Here is a 25,907-nt window from a genome sequence, read left to right on the forward strand (position 1 = left end):
CGTTTTTAGTATTCATATCGCGTCGGCAAGCCCCGGCAACGACAAGGACACGCGCAGCCCGCCCAACGGCGATGGGCTCGCGTGAACCTCGCCGCCATACGTGCCGACCAGATCGCGCACAATGTCCAGCCCCAGGCCCGAGCCGGGCAGTTGTTCGTCCATGCGCACGCCGCGCAGAAAGATGCGCTCGCGGGCATCGTCTTCGATGCCTGGGCCGTCGTCATCGATATGCATCAGCAAGCGCGCGCCGCTTGCCGGTTCCACCGATATCACCACCTGGCTGCGTGCCCATTTGCAGGCGTTATCCAGCAGGTTGCCCAACATTTCCTGCAAATCCTGCGGCTCGCCACGAAACACTTGCGTGCCGGTAAAGCCTTGCATGCTGATCTGCAAACCGCGCTGCGCATACAGGCGCTGCATGACGCGCACCAGCCCCGCCGCCGCGTCCTGCAACGGCGCGCGCCCATCGGCCGCGCCTGATGCGGCGGCGGCGCGTGCGCGGGCCAGGTGATAGTTGATCTGGCGGTTGGCCATCGCCACTTGTTCTTCGACCAATGCCGCTGGCACGCTCGCGTCGCGCGAGGCGGCGTTGGCAAGAATGGTCAGCGGCGTCTTGACGGCGTGCGCCAGATTGCCCGCTTGCGTGCGGGCGCGCTGCACGATGTCGGCGTTCATCGCCAGCACCTGGTTGAAATCGTCCACCAGGGGTTGGATCTCGCTGGGGAACTGGCCGTCGATGCGGCTGCTGCCCGCATCCTGTTTCGCCAATTGCCGCCGCAGCCGAGCCAAGGGCCGCAAACCCACCACCACCTGCACCACGGCGGCCGCCGTCAAGCCAACGGCCAACGCGCCCAAGGCAATCGCCAGCATATGGTTGAAGCGCTCGATGGGTTCGGCCAGCACGTTGCGGTCGGCGGCCACAATCAGGCGCAAGGGCGCGGCGTCTTCTTCAGCCGGCTTCAGCACGCGTGCAAGCGCGGTCAGGCTGCGTCCGGCGGGGCCGGTAAGGTCATAAACCTGATCGCCGCTATCGGCATCGCGCGGCACGGGTTTCAGGGGCGCGTCCAGTGTCTGGTCCCACAAGGACCGCGAGCGCGCCACGCCCATGGCCGCCGGCTTGCCGCCATCCGCCAGCCGGTCCACCTGCCAATACAAACCCGACAGCGGCTGCTCCAACCGCGGGTCGCTCAGCGGCGGCGACACCACCGGACGCCCGTCGGCGCCCATGTTGATGGCGGCGGTGAGCTGGTTCAGATGCAAGGTCAGCTCGGCCTGCAACTGCTGCGTGATGTGCTGGCGAAACAGGCTGGAAAGCCCCCACCCCGCCATCACCACCGCCACCAGAATCCAGGCCAGCGTACCGGCCAGCAGGCGCAGCCGCAGCGAGCCCAGCACGCCCGCGCGCCGCGTCATCATTCGTGCGCCGCCAACCGGTAGCCCAGCCCGCGCACCGTTTCGATGGTGTCAGGCGGCAGTTTTTTGCGCAGCCGGCCGATGAAGACCTCGATGGTGTTGGAGTCGCGGTCGAAGTCCTGCGCGTACACGTGGTCGATCAATTCCGTGCGCGACACCACCTCGCCCGCGCGCTGCATCAGTACCGACAACACCTTGAACTCGTGGCTGGTCAGGGTCAGCGCCTGGCCGTCGATCGTGACCTTGGCCTGGCGCGTATCCAGCATCAGCGGGCCGCAACGCCATTGCGCGCTGGCGTGCGCGGTGCTGCGGCGTAGCAGCGCGCGCACCCGCGCCAGCAACTCTTCCATGTGAAAAGGCTTGGTCAGGTAATCGTCCGCGCCTGCGTCGATGCCGGCCACCTTTTCGTGCCAGTTGTCGCGCGCGGTCAGGATCAGCACCGGCATGTTGCGCTGGGCGGCGCGCCATTGCTTCAGCACCGTCAGCCCATCCATCACCGGCAAGCCCAAGTCCAGCACCACGGCATCGAACGCTTCCACATCGCCCAGAAAGCGGGCGGATTCGCCATCGCCCGACACATCCACCGTATAGCCCGCGCCGCGCAGCGCGTCGGCCAGTTGGCCGGCCAGCGTGGGTTCATCTTCAACCACCAGGATGCGCATCAGTCCTTGCCCTTGAATTTGATGTCGCGGCCCTTGACGGACAACAAGGTGCCGTCGCGCGCATCGAGCTTCAGTTTGAGGATGCCGCCGCCGCTTTGCAGCACGCGGATCTCGTAGATGAATTCGTCATCGTCTTCTTCGAATTCCACCTTGACGACCTGCCCGGGAAAATCGCGTTCAACGATGTCCAGCACCGCGCCCAGCGGCAGCACCTTGCCGGCTTCCAGCGCCTGGCGTGCGCGTTCGTGGTCGCTTTCGCCGGCCAGCCCGCTGACGGGGCCTGCGATCAGCGCAAGCGCCAAGGCGCAGCCCGACAGCAACAGGCCGCCGCGCTTGGACCATGTCAGGGGAAAAAACCGCAATGCCGGACCTCTTTGGTGGGCGAATAAGGGGGAAAGGGAGCGTCTTTTATACCGCGCCGAGGATGAACCTGGGATGAACGGCGGCTTCAGAATAGGTTCATGCGCCAACCCGAATAATGGGCACATGGTCGCTGCAACGGCCAGCATTTTCCCCCTTACCCTTAGGAGATATCCCATCATGACGCGCATTCAGAAAACCCTGGCCGCCCTGGCAATTGGCGCATCCGCTTTGGTCGCTGGCGCCGCCGCCCAGGCGCAAACCGCGGCTCCGGCTCAGGCTCCGGCTCAGGCCGCTCAGGCCGCTCAGGCTGCGCCGACGCCGGCCGCTCAGACTGCACCTGCCGCCGCGCCCGCCGCCCCGATGCTGACGATTCGCCAGGTCTACGACAAGATGGAAGCCGCCGGCTACCGCAATATCTCCGAGATCGAACGTTCCAGCAAGCACGGCTACGAGGTCAAGGCGTACGACCCGCAGGGCCAGCGCGTGAAGCTGCGCGTTGATCCGCAATCGGGCGCAGTCACGCGCAGCCGCTTCGACGACTGAACGCAGTGGGTCAACCGCGCCGGGGTAAACACGGCGGGGTAAACACGGCGGAGTAAAGACGATCTTTGGGGTGAGTATGATGAATCCATTCAAGATTACGGAGTCGCATCATGCCCACCCTGCGTCTCGCAGCGGCCGGCCTCACGCTGGTTACGCTTAGCGCCTGCGGCGAAGTCGCCACCTTGCCCGTTGAATCGGGCATGGGGCCGACCCCAAAACTGCCCGCCCCCAACACCACCCTGATTCCCACCGTCAACACGGCCAAAGCCGTGGGCTGGATCGCCGGCACGCAACCCGTGGCGGCGGCCGGCCTGGGCGTCAACGCGTACGCCAGCGGACTGGACCATCCGCGCTGGCTGTACGTGCTGCCCAATGGCGATGTGCTAGTCGCCGAGACCAACGCGCCGCCCAAGCCCGAAGAGGCCTCGGGCGGGCTGAAGGAATGGGCCAGCGGCATCGTCATGAAGCGCGCGGGGGCCAAGACCCCCAGCGCCAATCGCATCACGCTGTTGCGCGACACCGACCACGATGGCGTGGCCGACACGCGCAGCGTGTTGCTGCAAGGCTTGAATTCGCCCTTCGGCATGGCGCTAGTTGGCAACCAACTGTACGTAGCCAATGCCGACGCCGTCTTGCGCTTTCCCTATGAACCGGGCCAAACGCAAATCTCGGCGGCGGGGGTGAAGGTCACCGATCTGCCCGCCGGCATCAATCACCACTGGACCAAGAACCTGATCGCCAGCCCGGACGGCAGCAAGCTTTATGTGTCCGTTGGCTCGAACAGCAACGTCGCGGAAAACGGCATGGAGATCGAAGCCGGCCGCGCCGCCATCTGGGAAATCGATGTGGCCAGCGGCAACAAGCGGCTGTATGCCACGGGCCTGCGCAACCCGGTCGGCATGGCCTGGGCGCCAGATAACAAAACCTTATGGACCGCTGTGAACGAGCGCGACGAATTAGGCAGCGACCTGGTGCCTGACTACATGACGTCCGTGCGTGACGGGGGCTTCTATGGCTGGCCCTACAGCTACTTCGGGCAGCACGTGGACACCCGTGTCACGCCGCCTCGGCCTGACTTGGTGGCCACCGCCATCGTGCCCGACTACGCGCTGGGGCCGCACACGGCGTCGCTGGGGCTGGCGTGGTCAGGCAACAGCCGGCTGCCCGCGCCCTTTGCACACGGCATGTTCGTGGGCCAGCACGGGTCGTGGAACCGCGACCCGCGCAGCGGCTACAAGGTCATCTTCGTGCCCTTCGCGCAAAACACGCCCGACGGTACAGCGCGTGATGTGCTGACGGGCTTCCTGAATGAAAGCGGCCAGGCGCAAGGCCGGCCGGTGGGCGTTGCCATCGACCGCCAGGGCGATCTGCTGGTGGCCGACGATGTGGGCAATGTGATCTGGCGCGTCAGCCCCAAACCCTGATCCGGTTGTGCGGCCGGCGCAACTCAATGGCGCCGGCTTGCGCTGGGTCAAACGGCCGCACGCGCGATTCCGCTTTCTGGCCTACAGTAGCGCGAGAATGTCGTATCGCCGGTTTCCAGCGCATCGCGCCGCCGGCAGTCCGCTCCCCTCGAAACATTGGAGGCATGAATATGGTGTTCAAGAAATTGTGCGTTGCAGCGGTCCTCGCTGTTGCGTCGGCCCCGGTCCTGGCCGCCGAATGCTCGATCGATATCGCTGGCAATGACCAGATGCAGTTCGACAAGAAGGAAATCACGGTCAGCAAAAGCTGCAAGCAGTTCACCGTGAACCTGAAGCACCCCGGCACGCTGGCCAAGAACGTCATGGGCCACAACTGGGTGCTGACCAAAACCGCCGACATGCAAGGCGCCGTGAACGACGGCATGGCTGCGGGCCTGGACAACGACTACGTGAAGAAAGACGACGCCCGCGTCATCGCCCACACCAAGGTGATTGGCGGCGGCCAAAGCGATTCCGTCACGTTCGACGTCAGCAAACTCGCTGCCGGCACCGACTACACGTACTTCTGCTCCTTCCCCGGCCACTTCGCGCTAATGAAGGGCACTCTGAAACTGGTCGACTGACCGGCGCTTGCCTGCACGGGCTCCTTGCCCCTGGTCCGCCAGGGGTAAGGAGCCCGTTTCCATTCGGCCACCCCTACAATGCCTGAGCCTCGAACACACGGAAAAGGAGCAGGCATGAGCACGGAAAAAGTAGCGATCGTGACGGCGGGCGGCAGCGGCATGGGCGCAGCCGCGGCGCGCAAGCTGGCGGCCGACGGATACCGCGTGGCCATTTTGTCTTCGTCCGGCAAGGGCGAATCGCTGGCGCAGGAACTGGGCGGGCTGGGCGTGACTGGCTCGAACCGTTCGCCCGAAGACCTGGCCCGTCTGGTCGAGACCACGCTGCAAAAATGGGGCCGCGTGGATGCCGTCGTGAACAGCGCCGGCCACGGCCCCAAGGGTCCGCTGCTTGAGATCAGCGATGACGACTGGCACCTGGGCATGGAGTTCTACCTGCTGAACGTGGTGCGCATCACCCGCTTGGTCGCCCCGGTGATGAAGCAGCAGAAGTCCGGCGCCATCGTCAACATTTCCACGTACGCCACGTTCGAACCCGAAGCGCTGTTCCCGACCTCCGGCGTGTTCCGCGCGGGTCTGGCCGCCTTCACGAAAGTGTTCTCGGACGAATACGCCGAACACAATGTGCGCATGAACAACGTGCTGCCGGGCTTTATCGACAGCCTGCCGGAAAAAGAAGACCGCCGCGTGCGCATCCCGATGGGGCGCTACGGCACGGCCGAAGAAGTGGCCGGCCTGATCGCCTTCCTGGCGTCCGACGCATCGTCCTACATCACCGGCCAGAACATCCGCATCGACGGCGGCATCACGCGTTCGGTCTGAGCCTCATGCTTATGGACTAAGCCTCTCGTCCGAATGACCGTATTGAACCCCGCCGCGCGGTTCAGTACCGTAGTTTTTCGCATTCGACGAGAGGCTGGCGATGACTGTCACCCCGGGCCAGGCGTCGCGCTTTCTGGCGCAAGCCACCTTCGGGCCCACCCCCTCACAGATTGATGCGGTTGTGCGCGACGGCTACGCCCCGTGGCTGGATGCCCAGCTGGCGATGCCGCCGTCGCAAACGCATTTCGACTGGCTGCTGCAACAGAAGAAAAACACCGAGGCCTTCAAGGGCAACGGCATCAATGCGCCGCTGGAATCCACGCTCTGGCGCAAATTCATCAGCGCCGACGACCAGGTGCGCACGCGCGTGGCGTTTGCGCTGTCGGAAATATTCGTCGTGGGGGTGCAGTCCATCACCGCGTCGTGGCCGCTGTTTGGCGCGGCGGGCTTCATGGACTTGCTGGCGGAACACGCGCTGGGCAATTATCAAACGCTGCTGACCGCCGTCACCAAGAACCTGTCGATGGGCTGCATGCTGACCTATCGCGGCAACCGCAAGGAAGACCCCAAGACCGGCCGCCACCCCGACGAGAACTATGCGCGCGAGGTCATGCAATTGTTCAGCATCGGCCTGCTGGAGCTAGCGCCCGATGGCACCGTCCGCAAAGAAAATGGCGCGCCCGTCGAAACGTACGACAACGCCGACGTGCAAGGGCTGGCGAAAGTGTTCACGGGATGGGACATCAACGGGCCAGAGACCGATGTGGAATTTCACCGGCGGCCCATGGCGCTGAACAACGCCCAGCACTCGATGGCGGAAAAGCGTTTCCTGGGCGCGGTGATTCCGTCCGGCACGGATGGGCATCTGTCGCTCAAGCGCGCCATGGATGTCATCTGCGCGCATCCGAATGTGGGGCCGTTCATCGGCATGCAGCTGATCCAGCGGCTCGTCACCAGCAACCCCAGCCCCGCTTATGTGGCGCGCGTGTCGGCTGCGTTCAATGACGACGGCAAGGGCGTGCGCGGCAACCTCAAAGCGGTGGTGCGCGCGATTTTGCTGGACCCGGAAGCGCGCAACCCCGATTTGAACGACCCCGCCTGGGGCAAGGTGCGCGAACCCATCCTGCGTTTCTCGGGCTGGGCGCGCGCCTTCGGCGCCACGTCCACGAATGGCGCGTGGGCCATGCCCGACACCACCGACAACACGATTCGGCTGGCGCAAAGCCCGATGCGGTCGGCCACGGTGTTCAACTTCTTCCGCCCCCGATATTCCCCGCCCGTCACCGAGCTGGCCAAGCGGCATCTGGTGGCGCCAGAAATGCAGATCACGGACGAGACCAGCATTGCGGGCTATCTGAACTTTTTGGCGATCTACGCCGACCGGGGGTGGGAAGACTTGCAGACGTCATACGCGCCAGAGATCGCCGTGGCCAACGACCCGCAAGCGCTGGTGGCACGCATCGTGCTGCTGTTGGCGGGCGATGCGTTCAGCGCGCAGACGGCGCGCAGCATCGCCGACGCCGTCGCCACCCTGCCCGCCAGCCGGCCGCGCGACCGCGTGCGCGCCGCGATATTGCTGGTGGCCGCCACCCCTGAATACCTGGTGCAGAAATGACGCAGCCCCACGATGCCGACCGCCGCGCGTTTCTGCTGCGCGCCTGCGCCTTGGGCGCGACGGGTGCAGCCGCCCCCCTGGCATTGAACCTTGCGGCGCTGGGCGCAGCCGCCGCGCAGTCCGCACCGCCTTCGTACAAGGCGCTGGTGTGCGTGTTCCTGTATGGCGGCAACGACCCCTTCAATACGCTGGTGCCGTTTGACGATGCTGCGTACCGCGCTTACGCTGCGGCGCGCACCGACATCGCATTGCGGCGCGACACGCTGCGCGCCACCGCGCTGCGTGGCAAGGCGGCCACGCCGGGCGGCGCACAGTTTGCGCTGGCGCCCGCGCTGGCCCCGCTGGCTCCGCTGTACGAAAACGGCCAGATGGCGGTGCTGTTGAATGTGGGGCCACTGGTGGTCCCCACCACCAAAGCGGAATACATCAGCGCCCGCGTGCCGTTGCCACCCAAGCTGTTTTCGCATAACGACCAGCAATCGTATTGGCAGGCGCTGGCGCCCGAAGGCGCGTCATCCGGCTGGGGCGGCCGGCTCACCGACTTGTTCGCCAGCGCCAACGCGCAGCGCACCTTCACCGGCATCACGGCAGGCGGCAGCACCGTGCTGCTGGCTGGCCACAAGGTCGCCGGATACCGCGTCGGCATCAACGGGTCCACGCCGATTGAACTGCTGCACCGCGACATGTACGGCTCCAGCGCCTGCACGGCGCTGCTACGCCAACTGATCACGCAGCCGCGCGAGCACCTGATGGAACGCGAGCTATCCCGCATCGCCGCGCAATCCATTGATGCCGACACGCGTTTGCGCGCCGCGCTGGCCGATGTGGCGGTGCCGGGCGACTTCGGCTCGCCACTGGCGCAGCAGTTAAAGATCGTGGCGCGCATCATCGGCGCGCGCCAAGCCCTGGGCGCACGTCGGCAGGTGTTCTTTGTGTCGCAAAACGGCTATGACAACCACACCGGTTTGAATGACACGCACCCGGCGCTGCTGCGGGAACTGGGGCAGTCTTTGGCGGTGTTTCAGCAGGCGTTGACGACGTTGGGCGTGGCGGATCAGGTCACCACCTTCACGGCGTCCGAGTTCGGCCGCACGCTGGGGTCCAACGGCAATGGGTCAGACCACGGCTGGGGCTCGCACCATCTGGTGCTGGGCGGCGCGGTCAATGGCGGCCGCAGCTACGGCACGCATCCCGAGATCGCGCTGGATGGCCCCGGTTTCGTCGACAACGGCCGCCTGCTGCCCACGCTGGCGGTGGACCAGCTGGGCGCGTCGCTAGGCCGCTGGTTCGGCGCCGGCCGCGACGAATTGCGGCTGGTGTTTCCGAACTTGAAGCACTTTGATGCGGATGGGTTGGCGCTGCTGCCCAGTGCATGATGCGCAAGCACATTCCCGCCCCCGCATCACAGACGACGACGCCTGGCTACCTGGCCGCCAACTTCCGCGTGGCCGCCAATTGCTTCCAGCGTACGGCTTCGCTTTCAACAAACGCGCCCAATTCGGCGGGCGTACTGTGGCGGACCTCGGCGCCTTGTTCGCCAATCTTCTTCACGACTGCCGGGTCCGCCAAGGCCTGATTCAACGCCTTGTTCAACGTCGTGACCACGGCGGCGTCCGCCTTGGCCGGCGCGAAGATGGCGTACCACTGCGGCACATCCACGCCCGGCACACCGGCTTCAGCCAGCGTGGGCAAGTCGGGCAGCGCCGCCGTGCGGGTGGCACCCGCCACCGCCAGCGCCTGGATCATGCCGGACTTCAGGTGCGGATACACGCTGAACAAACTGGGGAACATCACCTGCGTGGTGCCGGACAGCGTATCCGTCAGAGCAGGCGCCGAGCCTTTGTACGGCACGTCCAGCATCTGTGTACCCGTCGCCATGTTGAAGAGTTCCCCCGCGATCGCCGGCGCGGTGCCAGGCCCGGCGGACGCGAAGCTGAGCCCCTCGGGATGGTCGTGGCCGTACTTCACCAGGCCCGCCACATCGTTCACCGGCAAGCGGCTGGTCACGACCATGATGGTGGGGGAATCCGCCACCATGCCGATCGGCGTGAAGTCCTTGACCGGATCGTAGTTCAGCTTCTGCATGGCGGGGTTGATGCCGTGCGTGCCGATATAGCCGAGTATCAAGGTGTAGCCATCAGCGGGCTGGCGCGCCACGTAGTCAGAGGCGATGGCCCCCTGCGCCCCAGGCTTGTTCACGACGATGACGGTCTGCCCCAGCAGCTCGCCCACCTTCTGGCCGACCACGCGCGCCAGCACATCGTTGCCGCCACCGGCGGCGGTAGGCACAACCAGCGTGATCGGGCGTTCGGGATAGGCGGCTTGCGCCGTTGCGCTCAGCGCCAGCAGCAGGGCTGCCGCGCAGGCGGTTTTCAGGGAATGGCACTTCATGATTTTGTCTCCAGAGGGATCATTGGCTTTTGTGTAAGAGGCCTCTTTGCGGGCCGCTTCAAAGGTCAAGACGTATCGCGTGCGTGGTCCGCCGCAACTAGGCGGCGGCGCGCACCTCCTGGTTGCGCTGCGCGCCGGCCAACACATAGTGGCCCGGCACGTACAACAGGCCCTTCATGATCTTGCGCGCCGTGCGCACCAGGCCGGCCGCGCGCACAACGCCGCTTGCAGGGTCCAGTTCCACATCAATATCCATGGCGCCTGACGGGTGCTCGATTCGCACGCTGCGATAGCCCGTCTGCACGGCCGGGCCGCCGCAATCATGCGCCACGGTGCCGGGCATGAGGAAGGCGCTTGCCACCCCCACGGCCCCCGTCGCCGCATGCGATCGATGGCACGCGCGCGGCGTGAAATAGCGGGATCGCAAGGCCAGCCCGCCGGTGGAATCCGACGGAGCCAGCAGCACGGGTTTGGGAATGACGCTTTGGGACACATCGCCCAGGCCCATCCGGCGTCCCGCCTCCAGGCGAATAGGCTCCATGCGTTCCAGCAACGCGGTGTCGGCATCCAGCTGCGCGGGCGTTTCGTCGCCGCGCAGGCCGAAATCACTGGCGCGCATCAGCACCATGGGCATGGCGGCGTCGATCAGCGACACCGCAACGCCGTCCACCGTTTCCTGGCGCAATCCGCTGGGAAACAGCTTGCCCGTGACCGCGCCCCAGGCATCCAGAAAATTCAAGCGCACGGGCGCCGCGGTGCCTGGCACGCCGTCGATACGCGCGTCACCTTCGTAGGTCAGGTGGCCACCCGGCGTTTGCACCACCGCTTCGATGATTGCGCCCGTGTTGACGTTGTGCACCCGAACCGGGGTCACGCCTTGGCGCGCCGGGATCAAGCCTTCGTCAATCGCAAAGGGCGCGGCGCCGGACAGCATGTTGCCGCAGTTGGGGCGGGTATCGACCGTGGCGCGGTCTACCGACACCTGCGCAAACAGATAGTCGATATCGCAATCGGGACGCGTCGAGCGCGACACAATCGCGACTTTGCTGGTCAGCGTGTTGCCGCCGCCAATGCCGTCGACTTGCAAGGCATGGGGCGAGCCCATGGCGCTCAGCAGCAGCTGGTCGCGCTGGACGGGGTCGGCCGGCAGCCAGTCGCCCAAGAAAAAGGGGCCACGCGACGTGCCGCCGCGCATCAGTACGCAAGGGATTACGGTTTCCATGGACGCCATTCTGCGACGGCGCGGCTATTATTTGAATTGCAACTTACGGATGGATTAATGCATGGCACGCATCAATTTTGATTTGCAGGAATTGCAGGCTTTTGTGGCCGTGGCGGAGCGCGCCAGCTTTCGCGCCGCCGCCGACGACCTGCACCTGTCGCAACCTGCGCTCAGCCGCCGTATCGACAAACTGGAAAGCATCCTGGGCGCGCGGCTTCTGGAACGCACGACGCGGCGCGTGGCGTTGACGCAAGTCGGACGCGTCTTCCTCGAACGCGCCCGCACCGCCATCGACGAATTGGAAAGCGCCGTGCTCAGCATTGGCGACCTGGCCGCGCAGCGGGGCGGGCTGGTGACGGTGGCCTGCGTGCCGTCGGTGGCCTATTACTTTTTGCCGTCCGTCATCCGCGACTACACCGAACGCTTTCCCCGCATTCGCGTGCGCATCATCGACGAAACCGCCAATACCGTGCTGAACAGCGTGGTGACCGGCCGCGCCGACTTTGGCATCAGCTTTTTCGGCACCCAGGAACCCGACGTTGATTTCAAGGCGGTGCTGCGCGAAGACTTTGTGCTGGCGGTGCGCCGCGACCATCCGCTGGCCAGCCGCCGCAGCGTGTCGTGGGAAGCGCTGGCGCAGGAACGATTCATGACGGTCGCCAAGGAAAGCGGAAACCGTCTGCTGATCGACGACGCGCTGGCCAAAAGCGGCAAACGCACGGTCAGCGCATTCGAGGTCAGCCACATCATGACGCTGCTGGGGCTGGTGGAAGCCGGCCTGGGCGTGGCCGCCGTCCCGCAACTGGCCATGCCGCAGGCGGGCCACGCCACGCTGACCAGCGTCAAGCTGGAACACCCGCGCGTCACGCGAACGCTGGGGCTGATCGCCCGCCGCGGCCGCCCCCTGGCGCCCGCCGCCCAACAGCTCTATAACCTGATACATCAAGCCGGCAAGTCGGCCAAACGCAAACCCGCCCCCAACCCCTAGCCTCATGACCCTGACCCACTCCCTGGCTTTACAACCCGCGTCCGACGACGATCTGCCCTTTCTGCTGGCGCTGCGCAAAGCCACCATGCAGGAACACTTGCAGCGCGCGGGTGCGCCGCTGGATGACGAGCACCATCTGGCGCGCATCCGGTACCACTTTGACGATGCCCAGATCGTCTGGCTGGATGGCCGGCCTGCCGGCCTCTTCAAGCATTACCGCGACCCGGCCGGCTGGCGCATTGTGCAGATCCAGATCGACCCGGCGTTTCAAGGCCAGGGCTTGGGCCGCCGCCTGCTTGAAGGCGTGCTGGACCAGGCCGACGCCGAAGGCGCGCCCGTCACCCTTAGCGTGCTCAAGGGCAACCCCGCCCAACGCCTGTACGCGGCGCTGGGCTTCACCCCCATCGAGGAGACCGAGCTGGAGTTTGAAATGCGATACGAGCCGGGCGCCGTCCGGCCGGTTGGCTGAACTCTGCAAATTCTTTTGGCCAGACGGGAATATTCCCTCAACGGCTGGCGTCTGTAGAGGGCAGTCTCCCCCACTTTCCTATCTACGAGGCACAACATGCGCAAACACATCGCCGCCGCCCTGGTTCTTGGTTCCGCCGCTCTGTTCTCGGCCGGCGCCCACGCCCAGGCCGTCAAAACCCAGGACGGCGTCCTGGTCAACAGCGCGGGCATGACGCTCTACACCTTCGACAAGGACGCCGGAGGCAAGAGCGCCTGCAACGACCAGTGCGCCAAGATCTGGCCGCCCGTCGCCGCCCCCGCCGACGCCAAAGCCATGGGCGACCTGACCGTCATCACCCGCGACGACGGCTCCAAGCAATGGGCCTACAAGGGCAAGCCCGTGTACCTGTACGCCAAGGACACAAAGCCGGGCGACAAGACCGGTGACAACTTCAAGGACGTCTGGCACGTCATCAAGCCCTGATCCGGACCGCCCGCGCCGCCGTATCCCACCATGCGCGCCGAAGACGAAGCCCTGATCCTCGCCTGCATCCCCAGCCTGCGGCGTTATGCCCGCGGGCTGACGGGCGACCCGCACCGGGCCGATGACCTGGTTCAGGACACGCTGGAGCGCGCATGGAGCCGCTATTCGCGTTGGCAACGGCGCGGTGAACTTCGCGCCTGGATGTTCGGCATCATGCATAACCATTTCATCGACGGCGTGCGCGCCAATGGCAGGCGAGCGGATCAGGCCGCGCTGGGTGACATGCCCGATGCGCCGGTACGCGCCACGCAAACCGATCACCTGGAGGTGCGCGACCTGGATCGCTGCCTGCAAGCCCTGCCGGCCGAGCAGCGGGAAGTGCTGTTGCTGATTTGCGTGGAAGACCTGTCCTACCAGGAAGCCGCGCAGGTGCTGGACGTGCCGATTGGCACGGTCATGTCCCGGCTATCGCGCGCCCGTGAAAAGCTGGGCGCGCTGATGCAAGGACGCGACTCGGTCAGCCGGCTGCATCGCGTGAAATGACATGAACGACAAACACCTGCATCCGATCCCGACAACGGGTTCCCCCATTACCGAAGCCGATCTGCATGCCTATGCAGACGGCCAGTTGCCCCCTGCCCGCCACGCCGAGGTTGACGCCTTTCTGGCCGCGCACCCGCAGGACCAGACCCGCGTGAACGACTGGCAGGCGCAACGCCGTGCGTTGCACGCCCTGCTCGACCCGGTGCTGGATGAGCCGCTGCCGCTGCGTTTGCCGTTGAAACCGCCGGCCCGCGAATTCCCGTGGCGCGCGTTGGCGGCGGGCGTGGCCATTGCCGCCATCAGCGCCAGCGCCGCCTGGATGACGCGTGGCGCCATGGACGCGCGGCACCTGCAAACCGTGCTGGCCACCGCCAGCCCCGAGCGCGCGGCGGGCGGCTATGCCCAACGCGCGGCGATCGCGCACGCCGTGTATGCGCCCGACATGGGCCGCCCGGTCGAAGTCAGCGCCGATAACGAAAAAGGCCTGGTGACGTGGTTGACCAAGCGCATGGGCGCACCGGTGCGCGCGCCGTCTTTGTCAAAGACGGGTTATGAACTGGTGGGCGGGCGCTTGCTGCCCGGCGGTTCCGGGCCGGTGGCGCAATTCATGTACGGCGCGGCAGATGGCCAGCGCCTGACGCTTTATGTGACGCGAGAAGCCGCAGGCGGACAGACGGCGTTTCAGTTCACGCAGGAAGGGCCGGTGCGGGTGTTTTATTGGGTAGAGGGGCAGTTCGGCTACGCGCTGTCTGGCGCGGTCAGCCGGGATGAATTGCAGCGCGTGTCAGAAGAGGTCTACAAGCAATTGCAGGGGTGAAGAACGGCGTGCGTTCGGCACCCGCGTGTTGAACGACGATTCCAGGCACGCAAGCCGTCGCTTCCGCCCCATCAGCCGCCGCCCTTCTCCCGCGCCTCATGCAGCATGTGCAGCGTAATTTTCCGCACCTCTGCCTTGCTCATCTCGATATGCGAACGCAGCATCCGCGCCGCCTCATCACCCCGGCGCGCCAGCACCGCGCGCAGGATCGCGGCATGTTCATCGTAGGTGGCATCCACGCGAAAATCCTTGGTGAAGTCCAGCCGCCGCACGATACGGATTTTCTCCGTGACGTCGCGGTGAATCTGCGTCATCTCCGGGTTGCCGGCGGCCGCCACCAATGAACAATGAAACGCCTCATCCAGCTGCGCCACCAGCCGCCCATCCAGAATGCGTTGCGGCGGCGGCACCAGCCACACGTCTTTCAACGCGCCCAGAATGCCGGACTCATCCATGGTTTCGCGCCCACACAACTTATCCACCGCCGCCTGCTCCAGCACCACGCGCACGTCGTACAGGGCTTCGAAGCGCTCGAAGTCGAATGGCCGCACCTGCCAGCCGCTGCGCGGGCGCGCCAGCACAAAGCCTTCGCGCTCAAGCCGCGCCAGGCCCAGCCGCACCGGCGTGCGGCTGACCCCAAGACGCGCCACCAGATCCGCTTCGGTGAAGCGTTCTCCGGGCAGCATGCGGAAGTCGAACAGGTCGTCCTTGATGCGCTGATAGACCTGATCCGCCAGCGACCCGGCAAGCGCTGGCGCCTGCCGGATTGCCGGGCTCACCTGCACGGATTCCAGACGCATCATCCCGCCACGGTGCAGGTCGCGTCTTCTGCCAGCACCACCAGCGGGTCGCCAGCATTGACCGGTTTACCCGGCACGCAGCGAATCGCGGTGACGATGCCCGAAGACGGCGCGATGACGGACAGCTCCATCTTCATGGCTTCCACCACCACCAGCGTGTCGCCCGCCGACACGCTCTGCCCCACCTGGACGGGAATCTTCCAGATGTTGCCGCACATGTCGGCGCTGACCAGGCGTTCGCCGTCACGCAAGGCCGTCTCGGCTTCGGCTTCGGGTTCAAGGGCGGTCTGCTCCGCCGCGACATCCTCGGTTTTCCACAAGGCCACTTCCGCGTCGAAGGCGCTCTTCTGGCGCTTCTGGAATACGGCGATGCTGTCCGCCTGTTCGGCCAAAAACTGCTGGTGCGCGGCGAAGTCGAACACCTCTTCTTCGATGCGAACCGTGGCGCGGCCTTCGCGGAAGTCTTCGCGCAACACGTCGAGCTCGGCTTCGGTCACCGGATAGAAGCGCACCTGATCAAAGAAGCGCAGCAGCCACGGTTTGCCGTCCTGGAACACGGGGTTCTTCAGGAATTTGTTCCAGATGGGCAAGGTACGGCCCACCAGTTGATAGCCGCCCGGCGAATCCATGCCGTAGATGCACATGTACACGCCGCCAATACCCACCGTGCCTTCGGCCGTGAAGGTGCGCGCGGGGTTGTACTTGGACGTCAACAGACGATGGCGCGGGTCGATCGGCACCGCGCAGGGCGCGCCCAGATACACATCGCCCAGCCCCATGATCAGGTAGCTGGCGTCGAACACGATATCGCGCACGTCGTTACGGCTGGCCAGCCCGTTGATGCGCTGGATGAAGTCCACATTATTCGGCAACCAGGGCGCGTTGGCGCGCACGGTTTCCTGATAGCGCTGCACGGCGCCCAGCGTTGCCGAATCTTCAAATGCCATCGGCAGGTAGACAACACGCGTCGGCACCTTCAGCGTAGCCACATCGGCCAGCCCGGCTTCGATTTCCAGCAGCCGCGCAATCAGCGCGCCTTGCAGAATCTGGCGGCTGTCATAACGAATTTGCAGCGAACGCACGCCCGGCGACAGCTCATGCACGCCCGCGATGGGGTCGGCGTTCAGCGCTTCCATCAGCAAATGGATGCGCATGCGCAGCGCCAGGTCGAGCACGTTGTCGCCGTACTCCAGCAGCAAATAGCCATCACCGGCCTGACGGTACGACACCGACGGGCGCGAGCCTTCCGCCGGCAGCGCGGCAACGATCGTCTCTGACACCGTTGCCGGCACCGGTGACGGGGCCGTCGCAGCGGGCGCCACGGACGACAAGGCCGCCACGCTTTGATCCTGCGCGGCTTCCAGCGCCACGGCTTGCGGATAGTCGATGCGCACAAAGCGGATGCGGTCGCCCGGTTTCACCTGGCCCACCTTCCACAGCTCGGCGCGCGCAATCGTGACGGGGCAGACAAACCCGCCCAGGCTGGGGCCGTCGCGCGTCAGAATCACAGGGCTGTCGCCCGTGAAGTTGATGCTGCCAATCGCGTATTCGCAATCGTGGATGTTGGACGGGTGCAAGCCGGCTTCACCGCCGTTCTCGCGCGCCCAGGTGGGCTTGGGGCCGATCAATCGCACGCCCAAACGGTTTGAGTTGTAGTGCACTTCCCAGTCCGCCGCGAAGAAGGTCTCGATGGCTTCGGGCTGGAAGAAGTCTGGCGCGCCATGCGGACCGTAGAGCACGCCGATTTCCCAGGTGTTGCCATAGACGGGAATCAAATCGGCGGGCGCTCCTTGCGGCTCCGCCACGGGCGGCGTGGCCGTCTGGCCAGCCAGCTCCGGGCGCACCCGCGGCAGCATGTCGCCTACGCGCAGCGTGCGGCCGGCGTGTCCGCCGAACTGGCCCAAGGCGAAGGTCGAGCGGCTGCCCAAATAGACCGGCACGTCCAGGCCGTTGCGCACGGCCAGATAGCTGCGGCAGCCCGACAGCGCGCGGCCGGTGGCCAGCACCTGCCCCGACTTCACCGCGATGGGCTGCCACATCGGCACCGGTTCGCCGTCCAGCGTGGCGGCGCATTCAGCGCCTGTCAGCGCCACGATGGCGTCGCCATGAAAGCGCAGCGTGGGTCCGACGAGCGTGGCTTCGATGCCTGCCGCATCTGGCGCATTGCCGACGATGCGGTTGGCCACGCGAAACGCGTAGTCGTCCATCGGGCCTGATGGCGGCACGCCGATATCCCAATAGCCCGCACGCCCCGGGTAATCCTGCACGCTGGTGTAGGTGCCGGCCTCCAGCACTTCGATGGCCGCAGGCCGGTACGCGAAGCTTTCCAGAAAGCGCGTGGACAGCTTGCCCGCGCGGAAACGTTCGTCGTCAACGATCTGGCGCAGGTAATCCAGGTTGGTCGCAATGCCGTGCAAGCGAGTGCGCGCCAAGGCGTCCGCCAGCTTGTCCAGCGCGGCGTCGCGCGTGTCCGCGTGCACGATCAGCTTGGCCAGCATGGGGTCGTAGAACGCAGGCACGTCGGTGCCGGTGGCCACCCAGCCATCGACCCGCACGCCGTCTGGGAAGAACACTTCCGTCAACACACCGGGCGACGGCTGGAACTGGCGCAGCGGGTCTTCAGCGTACAGGCGCACTTCAATGGAGGCGCCCTGCGGCGCGCGCGACATCGCGTCGATATCCAGCGCTTCGCCCGCCGCCACGCGCAGCATGCATTCCACCAGGTCCAGCCCGGTGACGGCTTCGGTCACCGGGTGCTCCACCTGCAAGCGCGTGTTGACCTCAAGGAAATAGAAGCTGTCGCGCGCCGGGTCGTAGATGAATTCCACAGTGCCGGCCGAGCGGTAGTTGACCGACTCGCCCAATTGCACGGCGGCCGCCAGCAGCGCCGCGCGGGTCGCAGCCGGCAACAAGGGCGCGGGCGTTTCCTCGATGACTTTCTGATTGCGCCGCTGCACCGAGCAATCGCGTTCGCCCAGCGCCAGCACGCGGCCCGCGCCGTCGCCAAAAATCTGCACTTCCACGTGCCGCGCGTTATCCACATAGCGTTCAATGAATGCGCCGCCATCGCGAAAAAAGTGTTCGCCCATGCGCTGCACGCTGTCGAACGCCACCGTCAGTTCGGCCTCGTTCTCGCAGCGCGACAAGCCGATGCCGCCCCCGCCCGCCGTGCTCTTCAACATCACCGGGTAGCCGATGCGTTCGGCCTGCGACAGCGCTTCGCCCAGGCTGGCCAACAGACCAGTGCCCGGCGTCATCGGCACGCCCGCTTCCGCCGCCAGTTCGCGCGAGCGATGCTTCAAACCGAACTCGCGGATCTGCAAGGGCGTGGGGCCGACGAATGCGATGCCCGCCGCTTCGCAGGCGTCGGCGAACTCCGCGCTTTCAGACAGAAAACCGTAGCCGGGGTAGATGGCTTGCGCACCATGCTCGCGCGCGGCGGCCAGCAACAAGTCCATGCGCAGATAGCTGTCAGCGGCCTTCTCGCCGCCCAGCGCCACGGCCACGTCGGCCTCGCGCACGTGCGCGGCATTGCGGTCCGGGTCGGAATACACGGCCACGCTACGGATGCCCAGCCGCTTCAAGGTGCGGATGGCGCGGACGGCGATCTCGCCGCGGTTGGCAATCAGAACGGTATCGAACACGATGCGGCTCCCAAGTGTCTTGCGTACAGGGTTATCGGAGATCAGCGGGCAGCATTCAGGCTGGCCAGGTAGGCGCGCCAGCCGCCGAAAGCGGTGATGTCGCGCGCACCATCCAGGCCGCGCGGCTCGCAGATGAAGCCCTTGACCAGCCGGCCGTCTTCCAGCTCCAGCGTGCCGATGCCCAGCGGCGCGGGAATCTCGGCCACGAACGCGCCGAATGCCGTCACCGGCACATCCCAAAGCTCCACGTCAATCGGCGCGCCCGACTCGGACTTGACCAGCCCCGGCTTGGGCGGCGTGGTGTTGGCCAGCGCATACAGGCGGTAGTCGTCCGCCGTGCGCGTCTTTTCCACCAGCACCGCGTGGCGCGAGGTCAGTTGATGGTTCAGCGGCATGCCCGTCAGGTGCGCACCCACCACCGCCACGCGCACGGTGTCAGCAGGCGGCTTGGCGGCATCCACACCCGCGGGCAACGGCGCACCGGTTGCGCCCAGCGGCAGGCCGCGTTGCGCTTGCCACAGGCGGCCAAACTGCGCCAGCGCGTGGTCTTGCCAGGCCAGGCCGATCAGCGTGATACCCGACGGCAAGCCATCGGCGCGCATGCCCGCCGGCACCGCCAACGCCGACAAGTCCGCCAGGTTGGCAAAGTTGGTGTACACGCCCAGCCGCGAATTCAGCGTGACCGGGTCGGCCTGCAATTGGGCAATGGTGTAGATGGACGGCGACGTCGGCACCACCAGCGCGTCGAACCCCGCCAGTGCTTGATGAATCTGGCGTGTCAGTTCCGCGCGGCGGTACTCGGCCTTGAACGCGTCCACCGCGTTGTAGTTCGCCGCCTGCTCGACAATGCCGCGCACAACGGGGTTGATGACTTCTGGCGTGGCTTTCCACAAGGCTTCAACGGCCGCGAAACGCTCGGCCACCCACGGGCCTTGATACAGCAGCGCGGCCAGTTCATTGAAGGGGGTGAAGTCAATCGCCTCCACTTCTGCGCCCGTGTCTTTCAGCGCGCGCACGGCGTCTTCGAACACGGCGGCGGCTTGGGCGTCTCCGAAGAATTCCAGCGTGGCAGGCACCGCCAGCTTGGGCGCACGCGGCCACGGCAGCGATGCGCCGGCTGGCATGGCGCGCGAATACGGGTCGCGCTCATCAAAGCCGCCCGCGACGTCGGCCACGAGTTCGGCGTCAGCCACCGTCAGCGCAAAGATCGACACGCAATCCAGCGTGCGGCACGCAGGCACCACGCCCGCCGTGCTGAGCCAGCCCTTGGTCGGCTTCAGCCCGACGATGTTGTTGAAACCTGCCGGCACGCGGCCCGAGCCCGCCGTGTCGGTGCCCAGCGAAAACGCCGCGATGCCGCGCGCCACCACCGAGGCCGAGCCCGAGCTGGAGCCGCCGCTGACGTACTCGGGGTTGAACGTGTTGGCCACCGCACCGTGCGGCGAACGCGTGCCGACGAGCCCGGTCGCGAATTGATCCAGATTGGTCTTGCCGATCAGGATGGCGCCGGCCGCGCGCAGCCGCTGCACGACGGTGGCGTCTTCACCCGGCGTGTACGCGAATTCGGGGCAGGCGGCGGTCGTGGGCCAGCCGGCCGCGTCGATGTTGTCCTTGATGGCGAACGGCACGCCAAACAGCGGCAAGCGCGCCATGTCGCCACCCACGGCCTCCAGCATCAGACGCAGTCCGTCCAGCTGTTCGTCCAGCGTGGCGCGGTCAACCCGCTGAATCCAGGCGTTGTCGGCGGGGCCATCGGGGGTGTCCGCATAAGCGGCCAACAGCACATCGGGCTGCGCGCCGTCTTCCCGATAGGCGGCCTGCCATTGCGCAATCGTCCAACCGACGGGGCTTTTCTGCGTTGCTGCGGCATTCATGCTGGAATCCTTTCTTGTATACAAGTACGGATACCCAAGCAATCGCCGTGCCATGTTGGCGGGCTTTTTCGCTTTCCCTCTGGAACCCCCGGGTAGACGTCACCGAACCCCGTTCCCGCACCATCGCCTCATCGCATCGCGCGCACCGCAAGCGGGCAAGCTGCGCACCTGTTTTGTGCATGCAGCACGGTTTTGAACCGCCCAGCCGCTGCGCAAACACGCCGCACGCATTCACGTAAACACCCCCTCTTCATACAGCGGCGCGACCCCTGCCGCGCACTTGGCATGCCTTTTGCTTTGATGTCCAGGTTGTCGGGTGTTGTTCAGATCGTTCCTGCCGGCCAAGCCGGCACATTCCATCCAGGAGTCACCATGAAACGCAGACTAGCCCTTAAGCAACTGACCGCCGTGAGCCTGTTGGCCATGTCCGGATGGATGCCTCAGGTATTTGCCGCCGAAGACACCATCAAGGTCGGCATCCTGCATTCCCTGTCGGGCACCATGGCCATCTCGGAGACGTCGTTGAAAGACGTCGCGCTGATGACCATCGACGAAATCAACGCCAACGGCGGCGTGATGGGCAAGAAGCTGGAAGCCGTGGTGGTGGACCCGGCCTCGAACTGGCCGCTGTTTGCCGAGAAGTCGCGCCAGCTGTTGTCGCAGGACAAGGTGGCGGCGGTGTTTGGCTGCTGGACGTCGGTGTCGCGCAAGTCGGTGCTGCCGGTGTTCAAAGAGCTGAATGGCCTGCTCTTCTACCCGGTGCAGTACGAAGGCGAAGAGCTTGAGAAGAACGTGTTCTACACGGGCGCCGCGCCCAATCAGCAAGCGATTCCCGCCGTTGAATACCTGATGAGCGAAGACGGTGGCGGCGCCAAGCGCTTCGTGCTGCTGGGCACTGACTACGTCTACCCGCGCACCACCAACAAGATCCTGCGCGCCTTCCTGCATTCCAAGGGCGTCAAAGACAGCGACATCGACGAGGTCTACACCCCCTTCGGCCATTCCGACTACCAGACCATCGTCGCCAACATCAAGAAGTTCGCCACCGGCGGCAAGACGGCCGTCATCTCCACCATCAACGGCGACTCCAACGTGCCGTTCTACAAGGAACTGGGCAACGCAGGCCTGAAGGCCACCGACGTGCCGGTCGTGGCGTTCTCGGTGGGCGAAGAAGAACTGCGCGGCGTCGACACCAAGCCGCTCGTGGGCCACCTGGCCGCGTGGAACTACTTCCAGTCGGTGAAGAACCCGGTCAACGAGGAATTCATCAAGAAGTGGAAGGCCTATGCCAAGGCCAAGAACCTGCCGAACGCCAGCACGGTCGTGACGAATGACCCGATGGAAGCCACTTACGTCGGCATCTACATGTGGAAGCAGGCGGTGGAGCAAGCCAAGACCACCGATGTGGACAAGGTGATTGCGGCGATGGGCGGCCAGAAGTTCAACGCGCCTGACGGCTACACCATCGAAATGGACAAGACCAACCACCACCTGCACAAGCCGGTCTACATCGGTGAAATCAAGGCGGACGGCCAGTTCAACGTGGTGTGGAAGAGCAAGGGCCCGATCCGCGCTCAACCCTGGAGCCCGTACATCCCGGGTAACGAAGGCAAGCAAGGCCTCTAAGCGGAAAAGCAGCCATGCACATCGCGGCAATCGCACACTTCTTGCGTCGTTCCCTACTTGCGTGGCTGCTTGCCATGCCACTGCTGACCGCGCCCGCGGCAGCCGCTGGCGTGGACCCGGCCTTGCTGGCGCCGCTGGCCGGCGACGACACCGACGCCAAGCTGCAAGCGATTGCCGCGTTGGGCCAACTGCCAGAGCCCGCCGCGGCGGCGGTGCTGCAAGCGCTGGGCAATGACCAGCTCTATGCCACCGCCGACGGGCGCGTGCTGATTGGCGACGGTAGCGCGCGCGCCACCGACCCCGTCACCGGCGCGGCCGTGGACCTGCCTTCAGGTTCTGGCACCGTCAGCATCAACAACCGCCTGCGCCGCGCCATCGAAGCCGCGCTGGCCGGTTCCCGCTTGTTCTCGGACAAGCCCAACGAACGTCTGGACGCCGCGCGCCGGCTGCAGCAGACGGGCGACCCCGCCCGCTTGCCCATGCTGGAAAAAGCGCTGGCGTCTGAAAAAAATGAGGCCGTGCGCGATGCGTTGTTGATCGCGCAGGCCAATCTGGAATTGAAAAGCGCCGACCCCGCCAAGCGCCGCCATGCGGTCGAGTTGCTGGGCAACACACGCAACGCGGCCTTCCGCCCGACGCTGGCCGCGCTGACGCAGGAACGCGATGGCGCGTACGCCGAACCCGACGCCAGCGTGCGCGAAGCCGCCACCAACGCGCTCAAGCAGATCGACCGGCATCTGGCCACGATCGAATGGGCCGGCAACCTTTTCTACGGCATCAGCCTGGGCAGCGTGCTGCTGTTGGCTGCGCTGGGTCTTGCCATCACCTTCGGGCTGATGGGCGTCATCAACATGGCGCACGGTGAATTACTGATGATCGGTGCCTACGTGACCTACGTGGTGCAGACGCTGTTTCGCGCGTGGCTGCCGGGCTGGCTCGACTGGTATGTGGTGGCCGCGCTGCCGCTGGCCTTCGTGGTGACGGCGCTGGTGGGCATGGCGCTGGAACGCACCGTCATCCGCTGGCTGTATGGCCGGCCGCTGGAAACGCTGTTGGCGACCTGGGGCATCAGCCTGATGCTGATGCAAGGCGTGCGCACGCTGTTCGGCGCGCAGAACGTGGAAGTGGGCAACCCCAGCTGGATGTCGGGCGGCTTCACGGTGCTGGGCGGCTTGGTGCTGACCTACAACCGGATCGTCATCATCGGCTTCGCCTTCTTCGTGGTGTTCCTGGTGTGGGTGCTGCTGAACCACACGCGGCTGGGGCTGTTCGTGCGCGCCATCACGCAGAACCGCCGCATGGCTGATTGCGTGGGCGTGCCGACCGGGCGGGTGGACATGCTGGCTTTCGGGCTGGGCTCCGGCATTGCGGGGCTGGCCGGCGTGGCGTTGTCGCAGCTGGGCAACGTGGGGCCGGACCTGGGCCGCAGCTACATCGTCGATTCCTTCATGGTGGTGGTGCTGGGCGGCGTTGGCCAGCTGGCCGGCACCGTGATCGCCGCGCTGGGCCTGGGCGGCGTCAACAAATTCCTGGAGCCCTACGCGGGCGCCGTCATGGCCAAGATCACCATCCTGGTGCTCATTGTGTTGTTCGTCCAAAAACGGCCGCAAGGCCTGTTCGCCCCCCGCGGCCGGAGCGTTGAATGAAACAGACCGCGCTGACCGATCTGAACCTGCTGGCCCGCCGCCCTCTTTTTTCGGGCCGTGTCTGGACGGCGCTGGCCGTGGCCGTGGCGCTGCTGGCCTTGCTGCCGCTGTTGAATCTTGTCTTCCCGCCCGGCCACGCGCTGCATGTGTCGGCCTATGCGGTGGCGCTGCTGGGCAAGTTCATGTGCTACGCGATGGCCGCGCTTGCGCTTGACCTGGTGTGGGGTTACGCCGGCATCCTGTCGCTGGGTCACGGCCTGTTCTTTGCGCTGGGCGGCTATGCGCACGGCATGTACCTGATGCGCGCCATCGGCCGCGACGGCGTCTACCAAAGCAACCTGCCCGACTTCATGGTGTTCCTGGACTGGAAAAGCTACCCCTGGTACTGGTCCTTCACCGAACACTTCTGGTACGCGATGCTGCTCGTCGTGCTGGTGCCAGGCGTGCTGGCCTTTGTGTTCGGCTACTTCGCCTTCCGCTCGCGCATCAAGGGCGTGTACTTCTCGATCATCACGCAGGCGTTGACGTTTGCCGCCATGCTGCTGTTCTTTCGCAATGACACGGGGTTTGGCGGCAACAACGGCTTTACCGATTTCAAGCGCATCCTGGGCTTTGACATCACCGCGCCCGGCACGCGCGCCACCTTGTACTGGATCACGCTGGCGGCGTTGGCGGGCGCGTTGATCCTGGCGCGCATGGTCACGCAATCGAAGCTGGGCCGCGTGCTGACGGCGGTGCGCGATGCCGAAAGCCGCTTGCGTTTCATCGGCTACGACCCGCTGGGCTTCAAGCTGTTCGTCTGGACCTTGTCGGCCGTGCTGTGCGGCATTGCAGGCGCCTTGTACGTGCCGCAAGTCGGCATCATCAACCCCAGTGAGATGTCGACCGAGACTTCCATTGAAATGGTGATCTGGGTGGCCACCGGCGGGCGCGGCACCTTGATCGGCCCCATCATCGGCGCGGGTGCGGTCAACGGCTTGAAGACCTGGTTCACCAGCGTACTGCCGGAATTCTGGCTGTATGCGCTGGGCCTGATCTTCGTGCTGGTCACGCTGTTCCTGCCCACCGGCATCGTCGGCCTGGCCCGCCGCATTGCGGCACGCTTTCAGGAGAAGAAGGCATGACCAGCACGCACACCGAATCGGCCATGCTGGATGGCGGCCCCAGCGGCAACGCCGGTTATGGCCGCGTCAGCCCCAAGGGCCTGGACACGAGCCACGGCGCCATCCTGTACCTGGAAGGCATCACCGTCAGCTTCGACGGCTTCAAGGTGCTAAACGACCTGACGCTGGACATTGGCGTGGGTGAATTGCGCTGCATCATCGGCCCCAATGGCGCGGGCAAGACAACGATGATGGACGTTATCACCGGCAAGACGCGGCCCACTTCTGGCACTGCCTATTTCGGCCAAAGCATCGACCTGACTTCGCTGAACGAAGCGCAGATTGCGCACGCCGGCATCGGCCGGAAATTCCAGCGGCCCACGGTGTTCGAACAACACACCGTGTTCGAAAACCTGGAGCTGGCCATGAAGACCGACAAGCGCGTGCGGCCCACGCTGTTTTCACGCCTGACGGGCGAGCAGGCCGACAAGATCGGCGAAACGCTGGACCTGATCCGGCTGCGCCCCGAGGTGTGGCGCCCTGCCGGCCTGCTGTCGCACGGCCAGAAGCAATGGCTGGAAATCGGCATGCTGCTGATGCAAGAGCCGCAGCTGCTGCTGCTGGACGAACCGGTCGCCGGCATGACCGACGCCGAAACGGAACGCACCGGCGAATTGTTGAACGAACTGCGCGGACGCCATTCGCTGATGGTGGTGGAACACGACATGGACTTCGTCAACCAGATTGCGGGCGACGGCAAAGTCACGGTGCTGCACGAAGGCTCGGTATTGGCCGAAGGACCGATGAGCAAGGTGCAGGCCGATCCGCGCGTGATCGAAGTCTATCTGGGGCGCTGA

Annotated in this window: 23 protein-coding genes; 15 read left to right on the plus strand and 8 right to left on the minus strand. The window is 65.5% G+C overall.

Annotated elements, in window-relative coordinates:
* Nucleotides 1–12 precede the first annotated feature (12 nt).
* Genes HV765_RS13895 through HV765_RS13905 form a run of 3 tightly spaced genes read right to left on the minus strand, consistent with a single transcriptional unit; the run spans nucleotide 13 to nucleotide 2,437 of the window.
* Complete coding sequence (locus tag HV765_RS13895; RefSeq protein WP_175170045.1) at nucleotides 13–1,416, minus strand: sensor histidine kinase; 1,404 nt, start codon at nucleotides 1,414–1,416, stop codon at nucleotides 13–15.
* Complete coding sequence (locus HV765_RS13900; protein ID WP_175170046.1) at nucleotides 1,413–2,075, minus strand: response regulator transcription factor; 663 nt, start codon at nucleotides 2,073–2,075, stop codon at nucleotides 1,413–1,415. The genes HV765_RS13895 and HV765_RS13900 overlap by 4 nt, the downstream gene beginning before the upstream one ends.
* On the minus strand, nucleotides 2,075–2,437 hold the full coding sequence (locus HV765_RS13905; protein WP_420840118.1) for a PepSY domain-containing protein: 363 nt from the start codon (nucleotides 2,435–2,437) through the stop codon (nucleotides 2,075–2,077). Before HV765_RS13905 ends, HV765_RS13900 begins: the two co-directional genes overlap by 1 nt.
* Before the next feature lie 178 nt (nucleotides 2,438–2,615).
* Between HV765_RS13905 and HV765_RS13910 the strand changes: the two genes are divergently transcribed.
* The 6 genes from HV765_RS13910 (at nucleotide 2,616) to HV765_RS13935 (ending at nucleotide 8,838) form a co-directional block, all read left to right on the plus strand.
* Nucleotides 2,616–2,981 (plus strand): PepSY domain-containing protein, encoded by a 366-nt coding sequence (locus tag HV765_RS13910; protein ID WP_175170047.1) that lies wholly within the window; start codon nucleotides 2,616–2,618, stop codon nucleotides 2,979–2,981.
* 110 nt (nucleotides 2,982–3,091) lie between these two features.
* Nucleotides 3,092–4,405 (plus strand): PQQ-dependent sugar dehydrogenase, encoded by a 1,314-nt coding sequence (locus HV765_RS13915; RefSeq protein ID WP_175170048.1) that lies wholly within the window; start codon nucleotides 3,092–3,094, stop codon nucleotides 4,403–4,405.
* A gap of 170 nt (nucleotides 4,406–4,575) precedes the next feature.
* On the plus strand, nucleotides 4,576–5,028 hold the full coding sequence (gene azu / locus HV765_RS13920) for an azurin (RefSeq protein ID WP_175170049.1): 453 nt from the start codon (nucleotides 4,576–4,578) through the stop codon (nucleotides 5,026–5,028).
* A 114-nt stretch (nucleotides 5,029–5,142) separates the two neighbouring features.
* On the plus strand, nucleotides 5,143–5,847 hold the full coding sequence (locus HV765_RS13925; RefSeq protein ID WP_054422599.1) for an SDR family oxidoreductase: 705 nt from the start codon (nucleotides 5,143–5,145) through the stop codon (nucleotides 5,845–5,847).
* A gap of 100 nt (nucleotides 5,848–5,947) precedes the next feature.
* Nucleotides 5,948–7,462 (plus strand): DUF1800 domain-containing protein, encoded by a 1,515-nt coding sequence (locus HV765_RS13930; RefSeq protein ID WP_175170050.1) that lies wholly within the window; start codon nucleotides 5,948–5,950, stop codon nucleotides 7,460–7,462.
* Nucleotides 7,459–8,838 (plus strand): DUF1501 domain-containing protein, encoded by a 1,380-nt coding sequence (locus tag HV765_RS13935; RefSeq protein ID WP_175170051.1) that lies wholly within the window; start codon nucleotides 7,459–7,461, stop codon nucleotides 8,836–8,838. Before HV765_RS13930 ends, HV765_RS13935 begins: the two co-directional genes overlap by 4 nt.
* Before the next feature lie 46 nt (nucleotides 8,839–8,884).
* Here the strand turns inward: HV765_RS13935 and HV765_RS13940 are convergent, their stop codons facing one another.
* Entirely contained in the window at nucleotides 8,885–9,853 is a 969-nt protein-coding gene (locus HV765_RS13940) for a Bug family tripartite tricarboxylate transporter substrate binding protein (protein ID WP_175170052.1), read from the minus strand.
* Nucleotides 9,854–9,950: 97 nt separating this feature from the next.
* Nucleotides 9,951–11,075, minus strand: a complete 1,125-nt coding sequence (locus tag HV765_RS13945) for a 4-oxalomesaconate tautomerase (protein WP_175170053.1) — start codon at nucleotides 11,073–11,075, stop codon at nucleotides 9,951–9,953.
* A gap of 61 nt (nucleotides 11,076–11,136) precedes the next feature.
* Between HV765_RS13945 and HV765_RS13950 the strand changes: the two genes are divergently transcribed.
* The 5 genes from HV765_RS13950 (at nucleotide 11,137) to HV765_RS13970 (ending at nucleotide 14,357) form a co-directional block, all read left to right on the plus strand.
* Entirely contained in the window at nucleotides 11,137–12,063 is a 927-nt protein-coding gene (locus HV765_RS13950; RefSeq protein ID WP_054422603.1) for a LysR family transcriptional regulator, read from the plus strand.
* 4 nt (nucleotides 12,064–12,067) lie between these two features.
* Entirely contained in the window at nucleotides 12,068–12,532 is a 465-nt protein-coding gene (locus tag HV765_RS13955; RefSeq protein ID WP_054422604.1) for a GNAT family N-acetyltransferase, read from the plus strand.
* A 96-nt stretch (nucleotides 12,533–12,628) separates the two neighbouring features.
* A complete protein-coding gene (locus HV765_RS13960; RefSeq protein ID WP_054422605.1) occupies nucleotides 12,629–12,997 on the plus strand; it encodes a COG4315 family predicted lipoprotein in 369 nt (122 codons plus the stop codon).
* A 30-nt stretch (nucleotides 12,998–13,027) separates the two neighbouring features.
* Nucleotides 13,028–13,540 (plus strand): RNA polymerase sigma factor, encoded by a 513-nt coding sequence (locus HV765_RS13965; RefSeq protein WP_054422606.1) that lies wholly within the window; start codon nucleotides 13,028–13,030, stop codon nucleotides 13,538–13,540.
* 1 nt (nucleotide 13,541) lies between these two features.
* Nucleotides 13,542–14,357, plus strand: a complete 816-nt coding sequence (locus HV765_RS13970) for an anti-sigma factor family protein (RefSeq protein WP_175170054.1) — start codon at nucleotides 13,542–13,544, stop codon at nucleotides 14,355–14,357.
* Between the two features lie 71 nt (nucleotides 14,358–14,428).
* Here HV765_RS13970 and HV765_RS13975 read toward each other — a convergent pair whose 3' ends face one another.
* From HV765_RS13975 to atzF, 3 genes are read right to left on the minus strand one after another with little or no spacing between them, the layout of a single operon-like run.
* A complete protein-coding gene (locus HV765_RS13975; protein ID WP_054422608.1) occupies nucleotides 14,429–15,160 on the minus strand; it encodes a GntR family transcriptional regulator in 732 nt (243 codons plus the stop codon).
* A complete protein-coding gene (uca, locus tag HV765_RS13980; protein WP_175170055.1) occupies nucleotides 15,157–18,801 on the minus strand; it encodes an urea carboxylase in 3,645 nt (1,214 codons plus the stop codon). Before uca ends, HV765_RS13975 begins: the two co-directional genes overlap by 4 nt.
* A gap of 41 nt (nucleotides 18,802–18,842) precedes the next feature.
* The gene (gene atzF / locus HV765_RS13985) at nucleotides 18,843–20,675 is read right to left on the minus strand and encodes an allophanate hydrolase (RefSeq protein ID WP_175170056.1); all 1,833 of its coding nucleotides are present in this window, start codon (nucleotides 20,673–20,675) and stop codon (nucleotides 18,843–18,845) included.
* 372 nt (nucleotides 20,676–21,047) lie between these two features.
* Here atzF and urtA point away from each other — a divergent pair, with 372 nt between their 5' ends.
* Genes urtA through urtD form a run of 4 tightly spaced genes read left to right on the plus strand, consistent with a single transcriptional unit; the run spans nucleotide 21,048 to nucleotide 25,907 of the window.
* Nucleotides 21,048–22,301, plus strand: a complete 1,254-nt coding sequence (gene urtA, locus HV765_RS13990) for an urea ABC transporter substrate-binding protein (protein ID WP_054422611.1) — start codon at nucleotides 21,048–21,050, stop codon at nucleotides 22,299–22,301.
* Nucleotides 22,302–22,315: 14 nt separating this feature from the next.
* Complete coding sequence (gene urtB / locus HV765_RS13995) at nucleotides 22,316–23,947, plus strand: urea ABC transporter permease subunit UrtB (RefSeq protein WP_175170057.1); 1,632 nt, start codon at nucleotides 22,316–22,318, stop codon at nucleotides 23,945–23,947.
* Nucleotides 23,944–25,071: an urea ABC transporter permease subunit UrtC gene (gene urtC, locus HV765_RS14000; protein ID WP_175170058.1), complete on the plus strand. Its 1,128-nt coding sequence runs from the start codon at nucleotides 23,944–23,946 to the stop codon at nucleotides 25,069–25,071. The genes urtB and urtC overlap by 4 nt, the downstream gene beginning before the upstream one ends.
* On the plus strand, nucleotides 25,068–25,907 hold the full coding sequence (gene urtD / locus HV765_RS14005) for an urea ABC transporter ATP-binding protein UrtD (protein WP_175170059.1): 840 nt from the start codon (nucleotides 25,068–25,070) through the stop codon (nucleotides 25,905–25,907). The genes urtC and urtD overlap by 4 nt, the downstream gene beginning before the upstream one ends.

The organism is Achromobacter kerstersii (genome assembly GCF_902859595.1).
Lineage (GTDB): Bacteria > Pseudomonadota > Gammaproteobacteria > Burkholderiales > Burkholderiaceae_B > Achromobacter > Achromobacter kerstersii.

Bases quoted from the DNA above. Each gene is read 5' to 3' on its own strand.
- HV765_RS13955 (WP_054422604.1), top strand. From the start codon at position 12,068: ATGACCCTGACCCACTCCCTGGCTTTACAACCCGCGTCCGACGACGAT.
- urtD (WP_175170059.1), top strand. From the start codon at position 25,068: ATGACCAGCACGCACACCGAATCGGCCATGCTGGATGGCGGCCCCAGC.
- HV765_RS13930 (WP_175170050.1), top strand. From the start codon at position 5,948: ATGACTGTCACCCCGGGCCAGGCGTCGCGCTTTCTGGCGCAAGCCACC.
- HV765_RS13960 (WP_054422605.1), top strand. From the start codon at position 12,629: ATGCGCAAACACATCGCCGCCGCCCTGGTTCTTGGTTCCGCCGCTCTG.
- HV765_RS13950 (WP_054422603.1), top strand. From the start codon at position 11,137: ATGGCACGCATCAATTTTGATTTGCAGGAATTGCAGGCTTTTGTGGCC.
- HV765_RS13945 (WP_175170053.1), bottom strand. From the start codon at position 11,075: ATGGAAACCGTAATCCCTTGCGTACTGATGCGCGGCGGCACGTCGCGT.
- HV765_RS13935 (WP_175170051.1), top strand. From the start codon at position 7,459: ATGACGCAGCCCCACGATGCCGACCGCCGCGCGTTTCTGCTGCGCGCC.
- HV765_RS13895 (WP_175170045.1), bottom strand. From the start codon at position 1,416: ATGATGACGCGGCGCGCGGGCGTGCTGGGCTCGCTGCGGCTGCGCCTG.
- HV765_RS13965 (WP_054422606.1), top strand. From the start codon at position 13,028: ATGCGCGCCGAAGACGAAGCCCTGATCCTCGCCTGCATCCCCAGCCTG.
- azu (WP_175170049.1), top strand. From the start codon at position 4,576: ATGGTGTTCAAGAAATTGTGCGTTGCAGCGGTCCTCGCTGTTGCGTCG.
- HV765_RS13910 (WP_175170047.1), top strand. From the start codon at position 2,616: ATGACGCGCATTCAGAAAACCCTGGCCGCCCTGGCAATTGGCGCATCC.
- HV765_RS13915 (WP_175170048.1), top strand. From the start codon at position 3,092: ATGCCCACCCTGCGTCTCGCAGCGGCCGGCCTCACGCTGGTTACGCTT.
- atzF (WP_175170056.1), bottom strand. From the start codon at position 20,675: ATGAATGCCGCAGCAACGCAGAAAAGCCCCGTCGGTTGGACGATTGCG.
- HV765_RS13900 (WP_175170046.1), bottom strand. From the start codon at position 2,075: ATGCGCATCCTGGTGGTTGAAGATGAACCCACGCTGGCCGGCCAACTG.
- HV765_RS13925 (WP_054422599.1), top strand. From the start codon at position 5,143: ATGAGCACGGAAAAAGTAGCGATCGTGACGGCGGGCGGCAGCGGCATG.
- urtC (WP_175170058.1), top strand. From the start codon at position 23,944: ATGAAACAGACCGCGCTGACCGATCTGAACCTGCTGGCCCGCCGCCCT.
- HV765_RS13940 (WP_175170052.1), bottom strand. From the start codon at position 9,853: ATGAAGTGCCATTCCCTGAAAACCGCCTGCGCGGCAGCCCTGCTGCTG.
- urtA (WP_054422611.1), top strand. From the start codon at position 21,048: ATGAAACGCAGACTAGCCCTTAAGCAACTGACCGCCGTGAGCCTGTTG.
- HV765_RS13970 (WP_175170054.1), top strand. From the start codon at position 13,542: ATGAACGACAAACACCTGCATCCGATCCCGACAACGGGTTCCCCCATT.
- HV765_RS13975 (WP_054422608.1), bottom strand. From the start codon at position 15,160: ATGATGCGTCTGGAATCCGTGCAGGTGAGCCCGGCAATCCGGCAGGCG.
- urtB (WP_175170057.1), top strand. From the start codon at position 22,316: ATGCACATCGCGGCAATCGCACACTTCTTGCGTCGTTCCCTACTTGCG.